Below are 21,304 nucleotides of genomic sequence, written 5' to 3' on the forward strand. Positions count from 1 at the left end.
TGGTGCTATGCGGGACCGACCATGATGACGCGATCCGCCTGGTCCCGCTCGGCGGCGCGATGCGCCGCGACGAGAAAGGCCGCGTCGGGACAAGCCTGTCTCAGCCCTGACATGACGCGGTGGGCTGTCGCCTCGTCCACCCCCTCCGTCGGTTCGTCCAGAAGGAGCAAAGCCGGCCTGCGCAGGACGGCGCGGGCCAGAACCAGCCTGCGCGCCTCGCCCCCCGACAGGCCCGCACCACGGGGCCCCAGCAGAAGGCCGAGACCGCCGCGTGCCCGCAGGGTATCGGCCAGGCAAACCGCCTCCAACGCGGCCCATAGCGCGTCATCACTGGCCGCCGGCGCCGCAAGGCGCAGGTTCGCGGCCACAGTGCCCGAGATCAGCGCCGCGCGCTGCGTCACCAGAACCGCTTGCTCTGTCACCAGGTCCACCGGGATTTGAAGAGGATTGGCGCCGAAAAGGCGCACCTCCCCCCGCGTCGCCGCCAGCCCCCCGATCGCCATCAGCAACAGCGTGCTCTTGCCGCTGCCGCTCGCCCCTTGCAGCACGACGGTTTCGCCGGGCCGGACCGACAGTGACACGGGCTCGAAGAGCGGCCGACCGGAGACTTCGAAGGTCACGTCGCGCATCACCAAGCCTCTGTCCGCTGCCTGGTCTGGATGAGTGGTGGATTGGTGTTCATCGCGACGCATCGTAGGGCCGATGCGTCGCGCAGCTTGGGTCATCCGCCCGATCTCCGCCAGGGCGCGCCGCACGGGTGCCACCGCTTCGGCGAGGGCCAGCGCGGCAAAGACGCCGATGGCCGCCGTTGCCACCGAAACCGTACCTTCCTGCACCAGTGCAATTCCCGCCATAAGGCAGCCCACGGTCACGAAGGCGCTCACCAGATCCAACAGCATCCCCGTGACCCGGTCGATCCTGTCCAATCTGGCGCGCGCTCCTGCCGCCCTGTAAAACGCGTCCCGCGTGCGATGCACCGTGGCGGGAAGCTGTCCGAAGACGACGAGATCGTCACGCCCCGAGACCAGGTCGACCACCCGGCTTCGCCCGACTTGCAATGCGGCCTCGGCAAGCCGGGCGGGACGTTTTGCAATCCGTTGGCCAACGAGAAATACCGTGGTCGGCAGACCAAGATACCCGATACCCAGGATCAGCCCGACGACAGGGCTCACCAGCCATGACACAAACAGCGATGCACCAATGATCGTGATGCCTCCGGCCAGGGCGGGAAGGACAAGGCGCAACAGTGCCCCGTCCAGCGCCTCTGTGTCGGCGGTGATCCGGTTCAGTTCCGACGCCGCGCGCAGCTGTTCCAACGCCCGGTGAGGGCGCGTCAGCAAGCCTCGCAGCAGGCCGACCCGCAGGTCCGAAACAGCGCGCAGCGTCGCGTCGTGCGTTAGCACACGCTCGCCGTAGCGGGCGGCGGTTCGCCCCAGCGCGAGAAAGCGCACCATCGCCGATGGCGCGAAGACGTTGAACAGGATGCCAATCCCCGCGATGCCCGCGGCCGCCGTCGCCATGATGAACCAACCCGACAGGGCCAGCAGGGCGACGCCCATGGCCAGAACGATGATTGACAGGGCCAGACCACGCGTCAATGCCACGCGTTCGACGCGCGAAATGGCGATGATGATCCACAGAAGGTCCCTCATATCGCCGTCTTTCCGTGGATCGTGACACGCTTCGCCATCCGCTCGGCCAGCGCCGCGTCATGCGTGGCCACGATGAGTGTTCCTCCGGCTTCGGCAAAGCTCAGCAGGCTGTCGCTGATCATCCGCGCGGTGTCCGCATCCAGATCCGCCGTCGGCTCGTCCGCCAGCAAGAGCCCCGGCCCGCCGTGCAGGGCCCGCGCAAGGGTCACGCGCCGCGCCTCGCCCCCCGAGAGGCCCGCGCCGCGTTCGCCCAGCCGGGTCAGATCGCCACGCGGGAGCAGGTCGATCACGCCAGTCAGCTTGGCGGCGCGCAGGGTATCCGGCGCAACGGTCTCGCCGAAGCCGATGTTGTAGCGCAGTGACCCATTCACGAAATGTGGGGCCTGCGGCATCCATCCGATCCCGGCGCGCCAGGTATCGGCCGTCTTGTCCGACAGGGGCGCGCCGTCAACAAGGATCTGGCCCTCCTCCGGCTGCTCCACCCCCGCGAGCAGGCGCAACAGGGTCGATTTGCCCGCGCCGCTCGGGCCCTCGATGGCAAGGCTGTCGCCGGGCTCCAGCAGAAGGTCGGGATAGGCGATGCCCCGATGCCGCAAGCCCATGGTTTCGAGCGTCGTCATGGGGGCGGGTAAGGTCGCCTCCCCGCGCCCCAGGCGCTGCGGCCGCCTATCCTCGCGCCACTGCCTGACCTCTTCCATCACAGCATCGGCGCCGGCTCGGTCATGCCATGCCGCCGCGAGGTCGCGCAACGGCTGGAAAAACTCAGGCGCAATCAGCAGGAGATAAAGCCCGGCGGTCGGAGTCAGGGGCACGCCCCATCCGCCCCAGCCGAGTTCGCCCAGCAGGGAGAACCCCACCCAGATCGCAACCATCGCCACGCCGAGGGCCGAGAACAGCTCCAGCACGGTCGATGACAGGAATGCGATGCGCAACACCGCCATGGTGCGCCCGCGCAGGTCCTCGCTGGCCTGGGCAAAGCCCTCCACCGTCGCGGGGCCAGCCCCGATGAGCCGCAGGTCGGACAGCGCCGCCAGCCGATCGACCAGCAGATCGCTCAATTGGCCGACCTCCTGCAACTGGCGAGCGCTGGCCTCCTTGGCCGCCCAGCCGACCAGCGCCATGAACACGGGGATCAGCGGTCCCGCCAAAGCCAGGACGAGCGCCACCGCCCAACTGTGCCAAGCCGCGATACACAGGATCACCAGCGGCAGAACCAGCACCCGCATACGGGCCGGCCGGTAGCGCAGCAAGGCCGGGCGCAGGGCTTCCAGTTTTTCGGCGGTCAGTGCCGCGATGGCGCCTGCGCCGCCCAGGGCGGAGGGCGTGGCCGCCCGCGCCTCCCCCGTCACGATCTCGTGCCGCAGGGCGTCAATTCGCGCATCCGCCGCCTGGGCGAGCACCCCTTGCGCCGCCAGGTCGAGGGCCGCGCGCAAGCCCCACAGCAGCATGAGCCAGATACCGGTTCGCACGACCGCGACCGGATGCCCGTCCATGAGATTGCCAAAGGCGTTCGCGATCACCGCGGCCGCCCCCAACCAGACGAGGCTGGCGAGGACAGACAGCAGGCTGCCGAGCGCCTCGGTGTTGTTGGTCCGGTGCTTGGGTGCCGACATCGCGCGGAGCTTATTTCGCATCATGGATGTGTATTTAAGCGGAACCTGGCCGGGCCGACTTGATCTGGCGCAAGGCCAAACTCGCATTTCTGCAGCATCATGACCACATGATCGAGGGAACCCCATGCGACTGACCATCAGAACCAACCTTGCCGCGCGCATCCTGATGGTCTGTGCCGACAACCCGGGCCGTCTGCTCAAGACCGCCGAGGTCGCGGCCATTTGCAACTGTTCCACCAATCATACGGCCCATGTGGTTCAGCGCCTTCAGGCCGATGGCTATGTGTCCACAATGCGCGGCCGCTCCGGGGGATTTTCCCTCGCCCGCCCGGCCGACAAGGTCTCCATGGGCGCTGTCTTTCGCCTGTTTGAGGCGGAAATTCCCTTTGCCGAGTGTTTCGACGAGGCCACCAATACCTGCCCCTTGCGCAACACCTGCCGCCTGAAACGTTATATCGAGCGCGCGCTGGATGCGTTCTACCATGAGCTCGACATGGTGACACTGCGCGATCTGGTTCAGGGAAATTGCGGCCTGAGCGCGCTTTTGGCGCTCAGGCCACAGTTGCCCGACACATGCCTCCCGTGACGACTATCGCGCCTCGAAATAGTCAAGCGGCAACTTGAGGTAGGACCGCCCGTTGGCTTCCGGTTCCGGCAGGCGGCCACCCCGGATATTGACCTGAAGCGCAGCCAGCATCAGGCGCGGCAGCGGCAGGGTCGCGTCGCGGGAATCCCGCACGGCGCGGTAGTCCGCCTCGCTCGGCGCATCCTTGAGGTGGATATTCCGCGACTTGTGCTCAGCCACCGTGGCCTCACATTGCGCCGCGCGCCCACCCGGTGCGTAGTCATGCCCCACGAAGACACGCGTGCTATCCGGCAGGGCAAGGATGCGCTGGATGCTGTCATAGAGCGCTTTTGACGAGCCGCCGGGAAAGTCAGCGCGGCTGGTCCCGCTGTCGGGCATCATCAGCGTGTCGTGGACAAAGGCGGCGTCGCCCGCGACATACGTGACCGAGGCCAGCGTATGACCGGGAGAAAACATCACCGTGACAGGGATATTGCCAACCATGAAGGTCTCGCCATCGGCAAGGAGCCTGTCCCACTGGCGGCCATCGGTGGGCAGAACACCGGGCAGGTTGTAGATCTCGCTCCACAGAGACTGCACGGCGGTCACCTTCTCGCCGATGGCGGTCGGCGCGCCGGTCCGTTCCTTGAGCCACTGCGCGGCAGAGAAGTGATCGGCGTGCGGGTGGGTGTCGAGGATCCACTCAAGCCCGATCCCGGCCTCGCGGATATAGGCTAGCAACTTCCGGGCATTCTCCGTCCCGGTTGCGCCGGAGAGCGGGTCGAAGTCCAGGACGGGGTCGACGATGGCCCCCTTCATGGTTTCGGGGTCGTGGAAGACATATTGCCAGCTTCCGGTCGGTTCATCCCAGAAGGATTTGACGATTGGGTGGGACATGGCCCTGCCTCCTGTGTCTGGGGATGGGGCTCAGCGCGTGCTCGCCCGCATCATCCACATTTCCTTTTCGTGCCATTCGAGACGGTCGGTGAGCATCCCGGCGCTGACCTCGTCACCAGCGTCGGCACAGGTGGCGATGGCGGTGCGCAGGATGGCGGCGATGGCCTCGTGTTCGGTGATGGCCTTGGCGACCATGTCCTCGGCGGATTGCGCCCGGTCGGCTTCGGGCGCGGCATGAGCCATCAGGTCGGCCACGGATGCGGGGGCATAGGCGCCATGGACGCGGATACGCTCCGCGATTTCGTCCAGCGCGGCCCACAGGTTCTGGTACTGCTCTTCGAACATCGCATGAAGCTGCCGGAATTGCGGGCCTTCGACGTTCCAGTGATAGCCATGGGTCTGGACGTAAAGACGGAAGGTGTGGCCGAGAACATCCGTGAGAGCGACAACAACGGATTGAGCGGTCATGGTCGTGGTCCTTTGTCGTGTGGTCGGTGAAGGTGGTCCCGCCCGAGGGCGGAACCGGGCGTTCTCAGAGCTGGCGGGTGGAGAAGTACCAATCCACCGTGTCGTAGCCTTCCCCGGCGCGGGCGGCGGCTTCTTCGAAGGTCTTCGGCGTCGGCACGATCACGGCGTCGCCGGGCTTCCAGTTCTCCGGCATGGCGCAGGTGTTCTCGTCGGCAGTCTGAAGCGCGATCAGCAGGCGGTAGATCTCGTCGACGGAACGGCCCGCGTTCATCGGGTAGTAGACCATCGCACGCAGCACGCCTTCGGGGTCGATGACGAAGGTCGCCCGCACGGCGGCGGTGTCGGATGCGCCGGGCTGGATCATGCCGTAGGCCTGCGCCACGGCCATGTTCAGGTCCGCGATGATCGGAAAGCGGATCTCGGTGCCGAACTTCTCCTTGATGTTCAAAACCCAGGCGATGTGGCTGTAGTGGCTGTCGATGGACAGGCCGAGCAGCGCAGTGTTGGCGGCGGCGAAATCGTCGTGGCGCTTGGCAAACCCGATGAATTCCGTGGTGCAGACCGGAGTGAAATCCGCCGGGTGCGAGAACAGCACCAACCACTGGCCGCGATAATCCTCCAGCCTCTTCTGGCCGTGGGTCGTAAGGGCATCGAAGTCGGGGGCCGGTTCGTTCAGGCGCGGGCCTGCAGGGTGAGTTCTGGTCTGGACGATGGGGAACTGGTCGGTCATCTCTCGGGTCTCCTTCGTAGTCCCGTGCCGGTGATGACCCTAATCTGGGGTGTTGCATCATATTTGAAAAATTGAATATAAATTGAGAACTAATAGAGGATATCTATATGTTCACGCTCAGGCAGATGCGCTTCCTCGTGGCGCTCGCGGACCATCTCAGCTTTTCCCAGGCCGCAGAGGCCTGTTTCGTCACGCAACCCACGCTGTCATCGGGCATCAAGGAACTTGAGGCGATCCTCGGCTTGCAGCTTTTTGAAAGGACGAAGCGCAGCGTCATGCTGACACCCAATGGCGCGGAGATTGCCGACCGCGCGCGCCGCCTGTTGCTGGATGCCGAAGAAATCACCGCTCTGGCTGCCGCCCATCGCAATCCGTTCCAGGGGGATCTGCGGCTTGGCGCGATCCCCACCATAGGCCCATATCTCATTCCACACGCCTTGCCGGCGATCCGTAGCGCTTTGCCCGGGATCAAGCTGTTCCTCCGGGAGGAGATGACCGAATTCCTGATTGAAGGGCTGATGACCGGACGTCTTGACGTCATCCTGATCGCATTGCCCTTCGATACCGGCAATCTTCATATCCAGCCCCTGTTCGAGGACGGGTATCACCTCGCATATCCGCCGGACTGGCCCGCCCTTGCTGGAACGGGCGCCCATGTCCTGGAGCAATTCAAAGGTCAGTTGATGCTTCTGGAAAAGGGACACTGCCTTCAACGTCACGCCCTTGCCGCCTATCCCGGCCAGCTAGCGAAGGGGCTGAATGACTTCGCGGCCACAAGCTTGAACACGCTGATTGCCATGGTCTCCGAAGGGTTGGGCGTTACCTTGCTGCCCGATCTGGCCGTCAGGGCCGGGGTGGCTGGCGACAACGCCGTCCGGCTGACGCCTTTGCCGGATGCCTGTCCTCGTCAGGTCGTCCTTGCCTGGCGTCCCGACTCTGCACGCGCGGCAGTATTCGAAAAGCTCTCCGACGTCTTGCGCCGTCACAGGAAGATGGATTGACGAGAGCCATCGATGGCCTCGCCAACTGACACGGGGAATGCGAATTTTCTTAGCAGACCATGTTGTTCGACAGGATCGCACAGTCTCTCAGACACCGCCTCCTGGACGCGGTTTCCAGCCCGGGGAGACCGGAGCGGTTGTCGCCCATTGATTTCGCGCCACTATCGGGTCAGCCTGACACACACTCCATCTCGTGGCACAGAACACACAGCTAAGCTGATCCTGCTTTCCTTGCGGCCCCAAACTTGTTTGAGGTAATAACTTTATGACAAACAAAACAAGAATTCGCCCTGCAAATTCTCATTTCATGACTATAATATATGCTTCTATTTTAATATTCGCCTGCACCGGAACTTCTCACGCGTATATAATCGATCAATGCCCGGCCGCATGGAAAAATGCAATAAACTTGGCATCCAAAATAAATACGGAAGATGGAGACTGGAATTCAATACTTTTCTCTGGAGAAGATGGAAAAACATATAATTGCCTTCAACAATACACGACAAAAGACGAAATTAGAGCATCAGAATTCACCTCGATAGGAATTCTGAATATAATAAGAAGAAAATACAAGGATGATGCATCCTTTTTTCAAGACTCCATTTTTTGCTCATTCTCCAGGAATGTCTATAAAGGAAAACTGATATCCTACGCGGTGCATCTACCCTACGCATCCGAATTTGTGAATTCAAAATACTGCATGGAAAGAATAGAATACAGCATGGAGATGATACTGAAAGGAGAATGATTTCATTCAGTAGGCATGTGAAATTTCGTCTCCCAAGAATGCTTTCAGAAAGATGTTCCGACCGAACATCGAGCCAGTATCCCCCTGTTCCAGGTCTTGACGGCATTGTTCCTCCTTCGACGGCTCCGGATGGCGAAGGAGCCGTCCTGGAGACGAGGCGGAGAGTGGTCACCTAGAAGTGGTTCTTTTCATCGGATATGCCAATCGCGCGGCACGCTGACATGCGCATGACCATGGGCGGTGCAACGCTGCTTCCCCAGCCTCCGGTTCCCGTCTTTCAATACGGCTTCTGGAGTCGACGGTGCTGATGGCCGACAGTTTTCACAGTGGCGTCTATGCCGGCACGCAGGTTGGAAACTTCGGTCTGCGCATGGGCGCCGGCTACACGTTCCACGCCCTCGACACCAGCCGCACGGTCGGTATCGCCGGATTCTCCGACACCCTGACCGCCGACTACTCAGCCTCCACCGCGCAGGTTTTCGCGGAAGCGGGATATGCGGTGCACATGGCCTCCGTTGCCCTCGAACCCTTCGCGGGGATCGCCGGCATCAACCAGCACACCGACGGCTTCACCGAAACGGGAGGAGCCGCCGCACTGACGGCCAGGTCCAGCGACAGCCTGATGGGCGTAAGCACCCTCGGCCTCAGGGGCGAGACGGTCATCGGGCAGTTCGACGGTATCACGGCCGCGCTGAACGGTTCGGTTGCCTGGAGGCACGCCTTCGGCGACATCGATCCGGCCGCAACCATGCGCTTTGCCTCCGGCAGCGACGCCTTCTCCATCGCCGGCACTCCCATCGACCGGGATACGGCGCTGTTCGAGGCCGGGCTTTCGCTACAAAAGGGCGATACGCTCGCCCTCGGACTGACCTATCAGGGAGAGGCTGGCGCGACCGCGCAGAACCACACGGGCCAGTTCAGCCTCAAGTACAGGTTCTGAGCCAATTGGCGCGGGAGCACTCCCCGCGCCAATCAATCCCGTTGGCGGTCAGCCCGGGCGCTTCGGCTTGCGGCTCTTGTGCTTCGGTGTCTTGCCGCGGTCGGCCTCCACCCCCCGGGGTTTGCGGGGTGGCTTGCCGTCCGGCTTGAACTTCGACTTCGCCTGCCTCGGCCTTGCACGCGCCTCGCCGGCGGGCTCGATCCTGATGCCCTTCTCAAGGGCGCCGGGCTGCCTGATGCGGTTCGCGTAGTCTTCCGCCTTGTCGCCGGAAATCTCGAAACGGGTTTCGGTTTCATCGATCCGGATCGCGCCAACATCACGCTTCTTGACGCCACCGGCGTTGCAGATCATCGGCAGCAGGAACTTCGGATCCGCACGCTGCCTGCGCCCGAGCGATATGGTGAACCAGACACCGTCTTCCATGGCCGGGCCGCGTGGCTCGCGAGCCGGAGCACGGTCCTCGCCGGGCCGGCGGGCACGGCTGGCGCCCCTGCCCTGCAAGGCTTCGGCGGGAAGCGGCAGCAGGTCCTCGGGAACCGGGTGCATTGCCAGTTGCTGGCGCAGGAACGCCGCCGCGAGGCGCTGCGGTCCGGCCCGCTCCAGCAGTTCGGCCACGAAGTCCTCCTCCGGCCCTTCGGGCAGTTCGGCCGACACGGCGGCATCGAGGATCTCGCGGCGATAACGCGCCTCGATCTCCGCGATCCCCGGCGCCGCGCGCACGGTGGCGGTCAGCTTCGCATAGGCCAGCACGCGATGGGCCGCACCACGCCTGTGCTCGGGAACGATGAGCACGCAGACGCCCTTGCGGCCCGCGCGGCCGGTCCGCCCGGACCGATGCAGCAGCGTTTCCGGGTTGCTGGGCAGATCCGCATGAACGACGAGATCGAGGCTCGGGAGGTCGATGCCGCGCGCCGCGACATCGGTCGCCACGCAGACACGCGTACGTCCATCGCGCATGGACTGCAGCGCATTCGAGCGCTCCGACTGCGCCATGTCGCCCGAAAGCGACACCGCCGAAAAACCGCGATTGACGAGGCGCGCCGTGAGATGGCGCACCGCTTCACGCGTGTGACAGAACACCAGGGCGCTCTTGCTGTCGGATTCCAGCAGCGCATTGATGATGGCGTGCTCGCGCTCGTCGCGCCGCACCAGCATCAACTGATAGTCGATGTCGGCGTGCTGTTCGGTCGGGGCCGTCGTCGCGACGCGAACCGCGTCGGTCTGTACCGTCTTGGCCAGTTCGGCGATGCCGCGCCGCACGGTCGCCGAAAACAGAAGTGTCCGGCGCTCCCTCGGTGCTGCGCCGAGGATGAACTCCAGGTCATCGCGAAAGCCAAGGTCCAGCATCTCGTCGGCTTCGTCGAGCACGACCGCGCGGATGGCGCCCAGGTCCAGCGCTCCGCGCGTGATGTGGTCGCGCAGACGCCCGGGCGTGCCGACGACAAGATGCGCGCCGCGTTCGAGCGCACGGCGCTCGGTGCGGATGTCCATGCCGCCCACGCAGGTCGCGATCCTGATCCCGGTCTCCGCATAGACCCAGTCGAGCTCACGCTTGACCTGAATGGCCAGTTCGCGCGTGGGAGCGATGATCAGTCCCAGCGGCGCGCCGGCGGCGCCGAAACTTGTCGCGCTTCCAAGCAGCGTCGGCGCGATCGCGATGCCGAAGGCAATCGTTTTTCCAGAGCCGGTCTGCGCCGAGACGAGAAGATCGGCTTCGCGATACTCCTCGTTCGTCATCGCCAACTGAACCGGCGTCAGCTGATCGTAGCCTTTCGCCGCGAGGGCGGAGGCGAGCGCCGGATGTATGGCGGCGGCCGGGGATGCGGGGTCGGTGTCTGTTTTCGACGTCATGGTCACCATCTTTGTGGGGCCGCCGAATATCACACCACAGGCACTTTGGGCAGCGATAGTTTGTGCGGTGCGCACTCCCGGCAGGCTGAACCGGGGTGGCACGTCCCCGGAGCCGCACGGGCGGCCCCGGGGTTTGGTGAGGGTCAGGCCGTCTTTTCGCGGCGGTTGGCGCGCAGACGTTGCCAGGCAAGGTCGAGCGCCAGCATCACCAGCAGCGACAGACCCGTCAGCGGGAACACGATTCCGCCGATGCCCAGGATCACGAAGAGGCCGATGAAGGCCCTCCTGTCCGAAGGCAGAGGCGGCACGCCCAGGCTTCCCGCCGGACGACGCTTCCACCACATGACCGCCGCCGACACGCTCAGCAGGATGATCCCGGCGCAAACCACCACCAGCACGATCTGGTTGGTCAGCCCGAAGGTCTGGCCCATGTGGGTGTTGATACCGAACTCGAGCCAGCGTCCGAGCGCTCCGTAGTCGGCGTAGGTCATGTCCACCAGCGGTTCGCCGGTGTACTGATCGAGGTGGATAACCCGCTGGAAGGTCAGGTCGTCGGGATAGACCGAGCCGGAATAGACGCCCGTTTCGCTGGACGGCAAGGCGACCGTATAGCCGCGATGCAGGCCGAGTTCGTCAAGGCGAGCGACAGCGGCATCGACACCGATCGCCTGCACTCCCGCCTCAGGCGCCGGAGTTTCGGGAATGCGGGCCTGTTCGAGCGACCATGCGGTCTTGGCGACATCGTCGAGGCGCTGGCCCGACATGGGAACGTCGACGCGCACGCCCGAGGGATAGCCGAAGTTGGTGCCGTTGGCCCACTGGTTGACCTTCGCGCCCCAGACCGACGACCAGGGCATGCCCGTCACCGCCAGGAACACGAGAACACCGCCGACGAGAATGCCGGAGACCGCGTGAAGGTCGCGCCAGAAGACGCGCCGGGCGGGCGTGCCACGCACGGAGACGACACCGCCCGTCTGGCCGCGCGGCCACCAGAGATAAACCCCCGTCACGACCATGAGGATGGACCAGCCGCCGACGATCTCGATGATCATACGCGGGGTCGGGCCGAAGTAGCGGAAGGAGTGCAGGTAGCGCACCGTCCACGCGAAGGTGCTGCGGTCGGGCCGCACCTCCAGAACCTTGCCGGTGTACTGGTCGACGTAGACGGCCATGCGGCCGCCGGTCTCAGGCTGCACGGTGACCTCGGTCGAGCGGGTGTCGGTGGCGGGCGTCGTGTATTTCACCGCCCTGCCCGGCTGTGCCGCAAGCGCGGCCTCGATGATCTGTGCCGGGGCAAGGCGCTGTTCCTCGCTCGGCGTGACGAGCATGAAGTCGGAATGGACGATCTGGTCGACCTCTTCGCGGAAGAGGTAGATCGCTCCGGTGATCGACAGTGTGATCAGGAAGGGCAGGATGAGCAGTCCGGCGTAGAAGTGCCAGCGCCAGACGGCGCGATAGAAGCTGGAGACTGCAGCGCCACGCGCGGCAGTTCGCGGGGCGCTCGCCCCGTGCAATGCATCGGTCATGTCGGATATCCGTTCTGATGTTTTGTTGAAGAAAACGTCAGAACGTCGCGGGCGGCCCCGTTGCCGGCGGCAGGCCGGTTGCCGCGGCAACATGCAGCACGGTGGGCGCGGGCGTGTTCATCGCCGCGCCACCGACACGCAGGCGCGCGGGAATCGCCGCGATCACGGGTAGATCGACGGCGACATGGGATGCGGCCCAGGCGCAATAGTCGGTCTGTGATTTGGGGGACTGCTCGTCGGGGCTTTCGGACACCGGCTCCATGGTGAGCGGATCGACGGCGATCTCGATCATGCCGCTGCCCGAACAGATCACCAGCGTCAGCGTTCCGTCCGCGCCCTTCGCCGGCATGACGGCGGAGCCGATCAGCGACGAGACGACGAACGGAATGAGCATCGCCCAAACCGCAAGCAAACGCAGATGTCGTCCCGGCCCCATCCTCATGGGTGCTTGATACACCGGTGCGTGTGCTTCGCCAACGGCGGAAACGGGCGCAGGGCGGGAAAAAGACCCGCCATGGAGCTTCACACCGCCTGACCGGCGGCCTGGGCGGAGGCCCACGCCCACTGGAAATTGTAGCCGCCGAGCCAGCCGGTGACGTCGACGCATTCGCCGATGAAATAGAGACCGGGCACGTTACGGGCCTCCATCGTCTGCGAGGACAGCGCGGAAGTGTCCACTCCGCCAAGGGTCACCTCCGCCGTGCGGTAGCCTTCGGTTCCGGACGGCTTCAGCCGCCAGTCCTGGGCACGCTCCGCCAGCGCGCGCAGCGCCTTGTCGGGAAGGTCTCCGGCGGCCCCGCCTCCAAGCCCTGCCTGATCCACAAGGATTTGGGCAAGCTTCTTCGGCAGAAAGGCGGCCAGAAGGTTTGCCGCCGACTGGCGCGGTGCCTCGCGCTTCGCCTCGACCAGACGCTCCGCCAAAGCCACCTCGGGCAGCAGGCGGATGCGGATCTCGTCGCCGGGCCGCCAGTAGGAGGAGATCTGCAGCACCGCCGGCCCCGACAGGCCGCGGTGGGTGAACAGAAGCGCCTCGCGAAAACAGGTCCTGCCGCAGCAGATCTCCGCCGGAACGGCAATGCCGGCAAGCGGCGCAAGCATCTCCAGCGTCGCCGGATCGAGCGTGAACGGCACGAGACCCGCACGCTGCTCCACCAGCGGCAGGCCGAAACGCTCCGCCACCTCGTAGGCGAAGCCGGTCGCGCCCATCTTGGGGATCGACTTGCCGCCGGTGGCGATCACCAGAGACGAGACCTCGACAGTGCCCTCCCCGATCCGAACGGAAAAGCCGGTCTCGCGGCGTTCGATCGCACCGGCGGAGGTGGACAGGCGAAGCTCGACACCGCCCGCGCGGCATTCGTCCAGCAGCATGTTGACGATCTGGCGCGCGGTGTCGTCGCAAAAGAGCTGGCCGAGCGTCTTCTCGTGCCAGGCGATACCGTGACGCTCGACAAGGGCGAGAAAATCCGCCGGCGTGTAGCGCGCCAGCGCCGACTTGTGAAAATGCCGGTTGGCCGAGAGGAAGTTCTTCGGCGAAGCGTGGATATTGGTGAAGTTGCAGCGTCCACCGCCGGAAATCCGGATCTTCTCGCCGGGCGCCCTGGCATGGTCGATCAGCAGGACCTTGCGACCGCGCGCGCCCGCCACGGCCGCGCACATGAGGCCGGCCGCGCCCGCTCCGATGATGAGGACGTCATACTGCTGCATTCGCAAGGGCACTCCGAAGGGCGTCGGTCCAGGGTCCGGCGGCCCTTGTTTCGCGCCCGGACGGCGAAGTCAATCACGGCCCGCGCGCGTCTCTGGCATCCCCTTGCCGTTTTCACGCGGCGCAGGTGCCTGGTTTAGGGAGCCCCCCCCCCTACTCGACGTGCTCGATCCTGAGCGGATAGCGCCCCTTGTGCAGCAGCGGCGCGACGCCGCCCTCCAGGTGTCCGAGCCGGATCAGGTCGCCGCGAAAGCGGTAGTCGCCATGAAAGAAGGCCAGATTCCCCCAGCGCAGGAAATAGCAGAGGTCACCGGGCTTCTCGTCGTCGAACGGCTGGAGGCCGCCTTCGTCGAGACGCTCGGGAAGATGTGCGATCTTCTCGTTGGTGGAGAAGTCCTCGATCGTCAGGTCGAGCGGCAGCATGGACACGAGATCGCGCGTCGTCGGATTGTCGAACAGCCTGTAGGTCACCACCTGGCCGTCGAAGCTACAGCGCAGACGACGCGGTGCCGCCTGCGCCCGGACTCCAGTGGGAACCAGTGTGACGGCGAGCGCGCCGGCGATGAAATCACGACGCGGGAGAAAACGGGAACGCGAGAAGGTGCTCATGGTCAGGTTACGTCCTTCTTTCAGGCCCGGGGCTTCGAAAGCCGCTTGCCGTTGAATGCCACCAGGACCGCCGCGAGCGCAATGATGCTGCTTCCGGCGAATGTTGCGGTCACGGAGAGGTAGTCCAGCAGCAGCCCGCCGACCATGGCACCCATGAGGATCGAGGCCTGGATGACCGCAACCATGAGGCTGCCGGCGGCCTCCGGCTGATCTTCGACGTTACGCGACATCCAGCTCATCCATATCACGGACATCGCCGTGTTCATCGCGCCCCAGACGGCCAGAAGCAGGCCGGCGGCAATCCACGATCCGCCGAGGAAAAGCAGGGCCAGGGTGCAGGAGCCCATGACAAGCGCGGGCAGACAGAGCAAGCGCTCCACATGCGAGCCGACGACGCGCCCCGAAACGGACGATCCGACGAACCCGGCGCAACCGAGGGCAAGGAGCAAGGCCGAAAGCATGGTGACATCGACGCCGGTGACCTGCTCGAGAAAGGGACGCAGATAGGTGAACATGGTGAAGGCAGAGCCCCAGGACAGCGCCACCGCCAGAAGTCCGCGACGGAAGTAGCGCCGACCCAGCAACTCGCCGAACGTGGAGAAACTGCGCGGCGCACCGGCAGGCAGCGAGGGCAAGGCGACGACATGCCAGACCAGATTGATCGCCACGATCGGCGTCAACGCCCAGAAGACACCCCGCCAGCCGATGATGTCGCCAAGGTAGCTGCCCACGGGCGCGGCAAAGGCCGCGGCAATCGCCTGGCCGCCGTACATGATGCCGAGCGCGCGGGGAACCTCGTCGATGGGCACCAGTCGCATGAGGACGGAAGTGGCGAGCGCCCAGAACCCGCCGATGCAGATGCCCAGCAGCGCGCGCGCGACCATGAGCACCAAAAAGGACGGCGCGGCGGCAACCATCGCCAGAGAGACGAGCATGAGCGCGGTCAGCGCGATCAGCACGCTCTTGCGGTTCAACCGTCCGGCGAGGGTCGTCACCAGAAGGCTGGTCGCCACCGCAAGAAAGCCACTGATGGAGATCGCCTGCCCGGTCTGGCCGGTCGTCGCGCCGAGCCCCTCGGCCATGGGTGTCAGCAGGCTCACCGGCATGAACTCGGCCGCGATCAGCATCGCGACACAGAGCGACATGGACAGGACCGCGCCCCAGGCCCCGGCGGTATCGGCCCGGGTGGAGTCGATTGCAGAATTCGTCATGAAGGCATTCCCGGATTGTCGGACCCGTCTCCTAACGCACGCGGTCACCGGCGAAAATCGATCAGATCGGGATGCAGTCATGAATGGGGCTCATCACCGGTTTGAAGAATGAGCCTCTAATCAACGCACGCGCGAGAGGCCAGATTTCCGGTCAGCTTCTCAAGATCATCAGGAGATGACGACATGACCGATGGCACCAGCACGGCCGATACGCCGAACTCGCACCGCCGCACGCTTCTCAAGCTCGCAGGCGCCGGTGCCGCGGCGCTTGGCGTGTCCGCGATCAGCTCCACCTCGGCGAACGCGGAACTCACGATCACCGACGAGTGGGACAAGACCTTCAGGAAAAGCGACAAGGTCGATCACGAGAAGGTCTCCTTCATCAACCGCTACGGCGTTCCGCTCGTCGGCGACCTGTACCTTCCCCGGGATCGCCCGGAGGGTCGCCTGCCCGCTCTCGCGGTCGCCGGTCCGTTCGGCGCGGTCAAGGAGCAGGCCGCCGGCCTCTACGCCCAGACGATGGCCGAGCGCGGCTTCGTGACGCTCGCCTTCGATCCGTCCTATGTCGGGGAAAGCGGCGGCGCGGTGCGCGATGTGGCGTCGCCCGACATCAACACAGAAGACTTCATGGCCGCGATCGATTTTCTCGGCCTGCATGAGGCGGTCGACCGGGAACGTCTCGGCATCATCGGCATTTGCGGCTTTGGCGGCATGGCGCTGAACGCGGTCGCGGCCGACAAGCGCGTGAAGGCCGTCGCGACCACCAGCATGTACGACATGTCCCGGGTCATGGCGAAGGGCTACTACGACAGCATGACCGAGGAGCAGCGCGCGGCGGGCCTGGAGAAGATGAGCCGCCAGCGCTGGGCCGACGTGGAGAACGGCAAGCCGGCCATGGCGGGCGGCCTCCCCGACACCCTGGACGGTATCGACGACCCGGTAATCCGGATGTACTGGCACTACTACAAGACGGATCGCGGCTACCACAAGCGCTCGGTCAACTCGAACGGCGGCTGGACGGTGACCAACCCGTTGTCCTTCATGAACATGCCGCTGCTGACCTATGTCGACGAGATCTCGCCGCGCCCGATGCTCGTGATCGCCGGATCGGAGGCGCACTCGCGCTACTTCAGCGAGGACGCCGTGGCCGCCGCGGCGGAACCGAAGGAACTGATGATCATCGAGGGAGCCGATCACGTGGACCTCTACGATCAGGTCGACATCATTCCCTTCGACAAGCTGCAGTCCTTCTTCGAACAGAACCTCGCCTGAAACACGAAAAGCCCGCCGGAAACGGCGGGCTTTTCACTTTCCCCACAGGTTGCCTCCACGCTCACGCGGTTTTCCGGCGCTCGCTCGGCGAGTGACCGAAGCGCTCTTTGTAGTCGCGCGAGAAGCGGCCCAGGTGCGAGAAGCCGCAGGACCAAGCCGCCTCGGAGACGCTCGGCGGGTCCTTGTGCGCGATGAGCTGGTAGTGCGCGGCATCGAGCCGTGCGTTGCGCAGCACCTGCATCGGCGTCAGGCCGAACAGTCGCTGAAAGCCCTTCTGCAGCGTGCGAACATTGATCCCGGCCGCCGCCGCGATATCCGCCAGCGTGACCGGTTCACCGAGATTGGCATGGATATAGTCGAGCGCGAGACGGATCGTCCGGGGCCGCGCCTGATGGTCGGCCCGCTCGATGATGTGCGAGACATTGCTCGGCTGGAGCGTCAGCAGCGCATGGGCCAGGTCGTATTCCGCGCGCAGGTCGGACCCGCCGAGCGGCTGGCGGAAGAGCTCGCCGTTTTCGACCGCCTCTGCGCAGGCAGTGACGATGCGGTGCAGGCGCCGGCCGGCATCGGAGGTCAGATCCACGGACATGTCGAAGCGGATGGGCCCCGGCAACGGCGCCCCCACCAGCGCACGGGCGACCTTTTCCAGGTGGACCCGGTCGATCTGCAACAGAAGCTTGGAGCACCCCTCCCCCCAGTCGAGACGCGCGGTGCGGTCGGGATTGAGGATCGCGGCGCGCGCCGGGGTCGCGGTCATCTCCTCGCCCCGGTGACGCACCCGGGCCTGACCGGCGAGCGGGATGTGAAACAGGTAGAAGGAGCCGAGCAGCCCGGGATCGACCGTTACGCGCGGGCCGTAGGCAAGGTAGTTGATCGACATGTCGAGGCCGCGCACGGCGTTGTGGCGCACGGCCAGATCGGCCCGCGATCCGTGCACGTCGAGCCGGTGGTCGCAGAACGTCTGGCCGATGCGATGGCGCGCCTCGTCCAGGTCGCTGGTGCGCAACACCGGATGGCCTGCAAAATACTCGCGCTGCGGAATCGTCCGCCCGGCGGTCATGGCGTCTCCCGTGAAAACGGTTCCTCACCGCGATGAACGCAAGAACGCGGAATTATTTCAAGCTTAAAATATCCCCTCTCAAGAGCGGTTCGTTTTTTGGATAGGGATTTCTGCGGAAGTGGGGCACGCTCAGGCCCGAGAACAAACACAATAATCCTTCCAGATACGGAGCCAACAGCATGGATCTTGGGATCACCAGGGCCGAGGACGGTCTCAACGCGCATTCGTGGAACGTGGTCGGGCACACCTATGTGCCGAAGCTCTGGAGCGAGGACACCTTCGTCTGGCACGCGACGCTGCCGGAGGGCACCTTCGTGCCGCCGCACATCCACCCGACCCAGGACGAGTGGATCTACATGCTCGACGGCGAACTCGAGGTCGAGTTCGGCGACGACAAGCACACCGCGCGCACCGGCGACACGATCAAGATGCCGCGCGGCATCGCCCACGGGATCTTCAACCGGTCCGGCAAGACGGCCACCTGCGTCTTCGGCGTGGCGCCCTCGCGCAAGCTCTACGACCTGTTCATCGCGCTCGACGGCGTGACCGATCCGGCCGAGCTGGTGCGCATTTCCGCGCTGCATGAGGTCGACTTCCTGCCGCCGCCCGACGCCGGCTGAGCACCGCGACCCCCCGATTTCCGATCCCGGACACGGGAGCCCCGACGCGTGCCCCCTCTCGCGCCGGCCCGCGATCCCGTGACCGACGTCCGGTCCGGAACCACCCGTTCCGGGCCGGATCGGCCGGACCATGACATACCGGACACGACGATGACGACAGACCCTTTTCTCCCGACGCCCGAAGACCGCCTTCCAGCGGCACGGGACTGGGACGATGCCTTCGCCAACATGGCCCATGTGGCCAACTCCCACGAGCTTCCAGGCTTCTGGTCCGCACGCGCGGCACGCTACCGCGAGGAGATGCTGGCCGCCGGCCACCGCCTCGAACTCGACATCGCCTATGGTGAGCACCCGCGCGAGGCCTATGACCTGGTCTGGCCCGAGGGCGAGCCGCGCGGCCTCGCCGTCTTCGTGCATGGCGGATACTGGATGCGCCTCGACAAGTCGTTCTGGACCGATTTCGCCGAAGGCGCGCGGGCCAACGGCTGGGTCGTATGCCTGCCGAGCTACACGCTGACGCCCGACGCCCGGATCAGCGAGATCACCGCCCAGATCGGACGGGCGCTCGCGCATGTGGCCGAGCGCGTCGCGGGACCGATCCGGCTTGCGGGGCATTCCGCCGGCGGTCACCTCGTCACGCGAATGCTGTGCGCCGATGGCCCGCTGTCGCGCGAGGTGCGCCAACGCATCGAACACACGCTCTCGATCAGCGGCCTGCACGACCTTCGCCCCCTGCTTCACACGCGGATGAACGACACGCTGCACCTCGACCTCGCCGAGGCGCGCGCGGAAAGCGCCATCCTCGGCGAACCGGTGCATGGCGCGCCGCTGACATGCTGGGTGGGTGGCGGCGAACGGCCCGAATTCATCCGCCAGGCGCGCCTTCTCGCCGATGTGTGGGGCGGCCTCGACGTGCCGGCCACGACGCATGTGGACGGCGACCATAACCATTTCACCGTGCTCGAGGGGCTGAAGGACCCGGCCTCGCGGATCACGGCAGCCTTCACCGGCGCGAGCCGGCAAAAAGACCGCAAAGGGGAAACACCGATGACCGTCATGGAGCCTGGAATCGTCAAGTCCCGCGAGGGGCTCGACAACATCAGCTGGAACATTCTCGGCCAGACCTATGTGCCCAAGCAGAAGACCGAGGACTGCTTCTCCTGGCACGCGACCTTCCCGCCGGGCACCTTCGTGCCGCCGCACATCCACCCCGACCAGGACGAATTCCTCTACATTCTCGAGGGGCGCTTCACCTTCCTGCTCGACGGCAAGGAGCTGATCGGCGAGCCGGGCGACCTGGTGAAGCTGCCGCGCGGCATTCCGCACGGGATTTTCAACAAGACCGACAGCACCATCAAGACACTGTTCTGGGTCACCCCATCCGGGCCGCTCTACGACCTGTTCTGGGAACTGCACAACATGGGCCCCGAGGCCGACCCGGCCGAAATCGTCGCCGTGTCGGCGGCCCATGCCATCGACTTCCTGCCGCCCGAGGACAGCGAGGCGACGTCATGAGCATCCTGATCGCAGGCGCAGGCGTCGGCGGGCTGACCACCGCGCTGATGCTGCACGCGCGCGGCATCCGCTGTCAGGTGGTCGAGCAGGCGCCGGAGGTGCGCGAGGTCGGGGTCGGCATCAACACCCTGCCCCATTCCATCGCCGAACTGGCCGAACTCGGCCTGCTGCCAAGGCTCGACGAGGTGGGACTGCGAACCCGCGAACTGCGCTACCTGACCCGAGAGGGACAGGAGGTGTGGCGCGAGTTGCGCGGCATGCACGCCGGGCACAAGCATCCGCAGTTCTCCATCCATCGCGGACGGCTGCAGAAGGTGCTCTATGACGCCGTCATCGAGCGCATGGGACCGGATGCGGTGCTGACCGGGCTGAAGCTCTCGGGTTTCGTCCAGGACGAGGCCGGCGTCACGGCGCATTTCACGGATTCCCTGGAGGGCACCTCCTCGCGCACGCTGAGGGGCGAGATCCTCATCTGCGCGGACGGCATTCACAGCATGGGCCGCAAGCGCTTCTATCCCAACGAGGGCCGCCCGAGCTGGCAGGGCGTCGTCATGTGGCGCGGCGCGGCCGAGTGGCCGGTGTGGGAGGACGGCGAGACCATGGCGATCGCCGGCGGGCTCGGCGCCAAGCTGGTGCTCTATCCCATCGCGCCGGCGAAGGACGGAAAGCAGCTCATGAACTGGGTGATCAACGTGCGGGTAGCCGACGGTTCCGTCTCCCCGCCGCCGCCCGAAAGCTGGTCGAAGCAGGCTCCGCTCGCCCGTGTCCTGCCCTACGCGCGTCGGTTCACGGTGCCCGGTTTCGATATCGAGGCGCTGGTGCGCGGCAGCGGGACGATCTTCGAGTATCCCATGGCCGATCGCGATCCGCTTCCGCGCTGGACCCACGGCCGCGTCACGCTTCTCGGCGATGCGGCCCACCCGATGTACCCGGTGGGCTCCAACGGCGCGGCGCAGGCGATCCTCGACGCACGCTGCCTGGCCGACAACCTGGCCCAGTCCGAACACCCGCGCGAAGCACTTTACCGCTACGAGCAGGAGCGCCTGCCCAAGACGGCCGAAGTGGTGCGCACCAACCGCAAGGGCGGACCGGAACGGGTGATCGACGAGGTCGAGAAGCTCAGCCCGCGACGCTTCAACCATATCGACGACGTGCTGAGCTACGAGGACCGCAAGGCCATCGTCGAGGGCTACGCGAAGATGGCCGGCTTCGCCACCAAGAAGACGGGCTGACGGGAGCCCGCGCCGAACAGGAGCGTCGCGGCCACCGCGACCTTCCGGATTCCAGAGCATTCGACCCCGAAACGGGGCGAACCAAGAGG

Annotated in this window: 20 protein-coding genes and 1 pseudogene; 9 read left to right on the forward strand and 12 right to left on the reverse strand. The window is 65.3% G+C overall.

Annotated elements, in window-relative coordinates:
* Nucleotides 1–5: 5 nt before the first annotated feature.
* Both ACYX4S_RS08860 and ACYX4S_RS08865 read right to left on the reverse strand, forming a co-directional pair.
* On the reverse strand, nucleotides 6–1,652 hold the full coding sequence (locus ACYX4S_RS08860; protein WP_476362629.1) for an amino acid ABC transporter ATP-binding/permease protein: 1,647 nt from the start codon (nucleotides 1,650–1,652) through the stop codon (nucleotides 6–8).
* Nucleotides 1,649–3,265: an ABC transporter ATP-binding protein/permease gene (locus ACYX4S_RS08865; RefSeq protein ID WP_476362630.1), complete on the reverse strand. Its 1,617-nt coding sequence runs from the start codon at nucleotides 3,263–3,265 to the stop codon at nucleotides 1,649–1,651. The genes ACYX4S_RS08860 and ACYX4S_RS08865 overlap by 4 nt, the downstream gene beginning before the upstream one ends.
* Before the next feature lie 124 nt (nucleotides 3,266–3,389).
* On the opposite strand from ACYX4S_RS08865, the gene ACYX4S_RS08870 reads away from it, so the two are divergent.
* Nucleotides 3,390–3,851, forward strand: coding sequence for an RrF2 family transcriptional regulator (locus ACYX4S_RS08870; RefSeq protein ID WP_476362631.1), 462 nt, complete (start codon nucleotides 3,390–3,392; stop codon nucleotides 3,849–3,851).
* A gap of 3 nt (nucleotides 3,852–3,854) precedes the next feature.
* On the opposite strand, the gene ACYX4S_RS08875 is transcribed toward ACYX4S_RS08870, so the two are convergent.
* The 3 genes from ACYX4S_RS08875 to ACYX4S_RS08885 form a co-directional block, all read right to left on the reverse strand.
* The gene (locus tag ACYX4S_RS08875) at nucleotides 3,855–4,727 is read right to left on the reverse strand and encodes an MBL fold metallo-hydrolase (protein ID WP_476362632.1); all 873 of its coding nucleotides are present in this window, start codon (nucleotides 4,725–4,727) and stop codon (nucleotides 3,855–3,857) included.
* 30 nt (nucleotides 4,728–4,757) lie between these two features.
* Nucleotides 4,758–5,195, reverse strand: coding sequence for a Dps family protein (locus ACYX4S_RS08880; protein WP_293722484.1), 438 nt, complete (start codon nucleotides 5,193–5,195; stop codon nucleotides 4,758–4,760).
* Between the two features lie 64 nt (nucleotides 5,196–5,259).
* A complete protein-coding gene (locus tag ACYX4S_RS08885; RefSeq protein ID WP_476362633.1) occupies nucleotides 5,260–5,925 on the reverse strand; it encodes a peroxiredoxin in 666 nt (221 codons plus the stop codon).
* 107 nt (nucleotides 5,926–6,032) lie between these two features.
* Between ACYX4S_RS08885 and ACYX4S_RS08890 the strand changes: the two genes are divergently transcribed.
* The 3 genes from ACYX4S_RS08890 (at nucleotide 6,033) to ACYX4S_RS08900 (ending at nucleotide 8,617) form a co-directional block, all read left to right on the forward strand.
* On the forward strand, nucleotides 6,033–6,926 hold the full coding sequence (locus ACYX4S_RS08890; RefSeq protein WP_476362634.1) for a hydrogen peroxide-inducible genes activator: 894 nt from the start codon (nucleotides 6,033–6,035) through the stop codon (nucleotides 6,924–6,926).
* 265 nt (nucleotides 6,927–7,191) lie between these two features.
* The gene (locus ACYX4S_RS08895; protein ID WP_476362635.1) at nucleotides 7,192–7,677 is read left to right on the forward strand and encodes a hypothetical protein; all 486 of its coding nucleotides are present in this window, start codon (nucleotides 7,192–7,194) and stop codon (nucleotides 7,675–7,677) included.
* A 307-nt stretch (nucleotides 7,678–7,984) separates the two neighbouring features.
* Nucleotides 7,985–8,617, forward strand: coding sequence for an autotransporter outer membrane beta-barrel domain-containing protein (locus ACYX4S_RS08900; RefSeq protein WP_476362636.1), 633 nt, complete (start codon nucleotides 7,985–7,987; stop codon nucleotides 8,615–8,617).
* Between the two features lie 48 nt (nucleotides 8,618–8,665).
* Here ACYX4S_RS08900 and ACYX4S_RS08905 read toward each other — a convergent pair whose 3' ends face one another.
* The 6 genes from ACYX4S_RS08905 to ACYX4S_RS08930 form a co-directional block, all read right to left on the reverse strand.
* Nucleotides 8,666–10,468: a DEAD/DEAH box helicase gene (locus ACYX4S_RS08905; RefSeq protein WP_476362637.1), complete on the reverse strand. Its 1,803-nt coding sequence runs from the start codon at nucleotides 10,466–10,468 to the stop codon at nucleotides 8,666–8,668.
* Between the two features lie 143 nt (nucleotides 10,469–10,611).
* Nucleotides 10,612–11,994 (reverse strand): PepSY-associated TM helix domain-containing protein, encoded by a 1,383-nt coding sequence (locus tag ACYX4S_RS08910; protein WP_476362638.1) that lies wholly within the window; start codon nucleotides 11,992–11,994, stop codon nucleotides 10,612–10,614.
* A gap of 37 nt (nucleotides 11,995–12,031) precedes the next feature.
* Nucleotides 12,032–12,601 (reverse strand): DUF2946 family protein, encoded by a 570-nt coding sequence (locus ACYX4S_RS08915; protein ID WP_476362639.1) that lies wholly within the window; start codon nucleotides 12,599–12,601, stop codon nucleotides 12,032–12,034.
* Complete coding sequence (locus ACYX4S_RS08920) at nucleotides 12,517–13,698, reverse strand: BaiN/RdsA family NAD(P)/FAD-dependent oxidoreductase (RefSeq protein ID WP_476362640.1); 1,182 nt, start codon at nucleotides 13,696–13,698, stop codon at nucleotides 12,517–12,519. The genes ACYX4S_RS08915 and ACYX4S_RS08920 overlap by 85 nt, the downstream gene beginning before the upstream one ends.
* Before the next feature lie 151 nt (nucleotides 13,699–13,849).
* Nucleotides 13,850–14,305: a cyclophilin-like fold protein gene (locus tag ACYX4S_RS08925; RefSeq protein ID WP_476362641.1), complete on the reverse strand. Its 456-nt coding sequence runs from the start codon at nucleotides 14,303–14,305 to the stop codon at nucleotides 13,850–13,852.
* 20 nt (nucleotides 14,306–14,325) lie between these two features.
* On the reverse strand, nucleotides 14,326–15,516 hold the full coding sequence (locus tag ACYX4S_RS08930) for an MFS transporter (protein ID WP_476362642.1): 1,191 nt from the start codon (nucleotides 15,514–15,516) through the stop codon (nucleotides 14,326–14,328).
* A 183-nt stretch (nucleotides 15,517–15,699) separates the two neighbouring features.
* Here ACYX4S_RS08930 and ACYX4S_RS08935 point away from each other — a divergent pair, with 183 nt between their 5' ends.
* A complete protein-coding gene (locus ACYX4S_RS08935) occupies nucleotides 15,700–16,788 on the forward strand; it encodes an alpha/beta hydrolase (protein WP_476362643.1) in 1,089 nt (362 codons plus the stop codon).
* Nucleotides 16,789–16,849: 61 nt separating this feature from the next.
* On the opposite strand, the gene ACYX4S_RS08940 is transcribed toward ACYX4S_RS08935, so the two are convergent.
* A complete protein-coding gene (locus ACYX4S_RS08940) occupies nucleotides 16,850–17,848 on the reverse strand; it encodes an AraC family transcriptional regulator (protein ID WP_476362644.1) in 999 nt (332 codons plus the stop codon).
* A 179-nt stretch (nucleotides 17,849–18,027) separates the two neighbouring features.
* Here ACYX4S_RS08940 and ACYX4S_RS08945 point away from each other — a divergent pair, with 179 nt between their 5' ends.
* From ACYX4S_RS08945 to ACYX4S_RS08960, 4 genes and pseudogenes are all read left to right on the forward strand, one after another.
* Nucleotides 18,028–18,468 carry a cupin domain-containing protein gene (locus ACYX4S_RS08945; RefSeq protein ID WP_293723432.1) on the forward strand — a complete coding sequence of 147 codons (441 nt, stop codon included), beginning with the start codon at nucleotides 18,028–18,030 and terminating at the stop codon, nucleotides 18,466–18,468.
* A gap of 150 nt (nucleotides 18,469–18,618) precedes the next feature.
* A pseudogene (locus ACYX4S_RS08950) lies at nucleotides 18,619–19,479 on the forward strand (alpha/beta hydrolase); the annotation flags it as partial.
* Nucleotides 19,480–19,515: 36 nt separating this feature from the next.
* Nucleotides 19,516–19,983 carry a cupin domain-containing protein gene (locus ACYX4S_RS08955; RefSeq protein ID WP_476362845.1) on the forward strand — a complete coding sequence of 156 codons (468 nt, stop codon included), beginning with the start codon at nucleotides 19,516–19,518 and terminating at the stop codon, nucleotides 19,981–19,983.
* Nucleotides 19,980–21,215: a flavin-dependent oxidoreductase gene (locus ACYX4S_RS08960; RefSeq protein WP_476362645.1), complete on the forward strand. Its 1,236-nt coding sequence runs from the start codon at nucleotides 19,980–19,982 to the stop codon at nucleotides 21,213–21,215. The genes ACYX4S_RS08955 and ACYX4S_RS08960 overlap by 4 nt, the downstream gene beginning before the upstream one ends.
* The last annotated feature ends 89 nt before the right edge of the window (nucleotides 21,216–21,304 follow it).

It is taken from the genome of Stappia sp. ABD4_338, assembly GCF_056312175.1.

Bases quoted from the DNA above. Each gene is read 5' to 3' on its own strand.
- ACYX4S_RS08960 (WP_476362645.1), top strand. From the start codon at position 19,980: ATGAGCATCCTGATCGCAGGCGCAGGCGTCGGCGGGCTGACCACCGCG.
- ACYX4S_RS08930 (WP_476362642.1), bottom strand. From the start codon at position 15,516: ATGACGAATTCTGCAATCGACTCCACCCGGGCCGATACCGCCGGGGCC.
- ACYX4S_RS08895 (WP_476362635.1), top strand. From the start codon at position 7,192: ATGACAAACAAAACAAGAATTCGCCCTGCAAATTCTCATTTCATGACT.
- ACYX4S_RS08925 (WP_476362641.1), bottom strand. From the start codon at position 14,305: ATGAGCACCTTCTCGCGTTCCCGTTTTCTCCCGCGTCGTGATTTCATC.
- ACYX4S_RS08890 (WP_476362634.1), top strand. From the start codon at position 6,033: ATGTTCACGCTCAGGCAGATGCGCTTCCTCGTGGCGCTCGCGGACCAT.
- ACYX4S_RS08880 (WP_293722484.1), bottom strand. From the start codon at position 5,195: ATGACCGCTCAATCCGTTGTTGTCGCTCTCACGGATGTTCTCGGCCAC.
- ACYX4S_RS08910 (WP_476362638.1), bottom strand. From the start codon at position 11,994: ATGACCGATGCATTGCACGGGGCGAGCGCCCCGCGAACTGCCGCGCGT.
- ACYX4S_RS08885 (WP_476362633.1), bottom strand. From the start codon at position 5,925: ATGACCGACCAGTTCCCCATCGTCCAGACCAGAACTCACCCTGCAGGC.
- ACYX4S_RS08865 (WP_476362630.1), bottom strand. From the start codon at position 3,265: ATGTCGGCACCCAAGCACCGGACCAACAACACCGAGGCGCTCGGCAGC.
- ACYX4S_RS08875 (WP_476362632.1), bottom strand. From the start codon at position 4,727: ATGTCCCACCCAATCGTCAAATCCTTCTGGGATGAACCGACCGGAAGC.
- ACYX4S_RS08915 (WP_476362639.1), bottom strand. From the start codon at position 12,601: ATGCGTCGACGTCACCGGCTGGCTCGGCGGCTACAATTTCCAGTGGGC.
- ACYX4S_RS08955 (WP_476362845.1), top strand. From the start codon at position 19,516: ATGACCGTCATGGAGCCTGGAATCGTCAAGTCCCGCGAGGGGCTCGAC.
- ACYX4S_RS08935 (WP_476362643.1), top strand. From the start codon at position 15,700: ATGACCGATGGCACCAGCACGGCCGATACGCCGAACTCGCACCGCCGC.
- ACYX4S_RS08920 (WP_476362640.1), bottom strand. From the start codon at position 13,698: ATGCAGCAGTATGACGTCCTCATCATCGGAGCGGGCGCGGCCGGCCTC.
- ACYX4S_RS08940 (WP_476362644.1), bottom strand. From the start codon at position 17,848: ATGACCGCCGGGCGGACGATTCCGCAGCGCGAGTATTTTGCAGGCCAT.
- ACYX4S_RS08945 (WP_293723432.1), top strand. From the start codon at position 18,028: ATGGATCTTGGGATCACCAGGGCCGAGGACGGTCTCAACGCGCATTCG.
- ACYX4S_RS08905 (WP_476362637.1), bottom strand. From the start codon at position 10,468: ATGACGTCGAAAACAGACACCGACCCCGCATCCCCGGCCGCCGCCATA.
- ACYX4S_RS08870 (WP_476362631.1), top strand. From the start codon at position 3,390: ATGCGACTGACCATCAGAACCAACCTTGCCGCGCGCATCCTGATGGTC.
- ACYX4S_RS08900 (WP_476362636.1), top strand. From the start codon at position 7,985: ATGGCCGACAGTTTTCACAGTGGCGTCTATGCCGGCACGCAGGTTGGA.
- ACYX4S_RS08860 (WP_476362629.1), bottom strand. From the start codon at position 1,652: ATGAGGGACCTTCTGTGGATCATCATCGCCATTTCGCGCGTCGAACGC.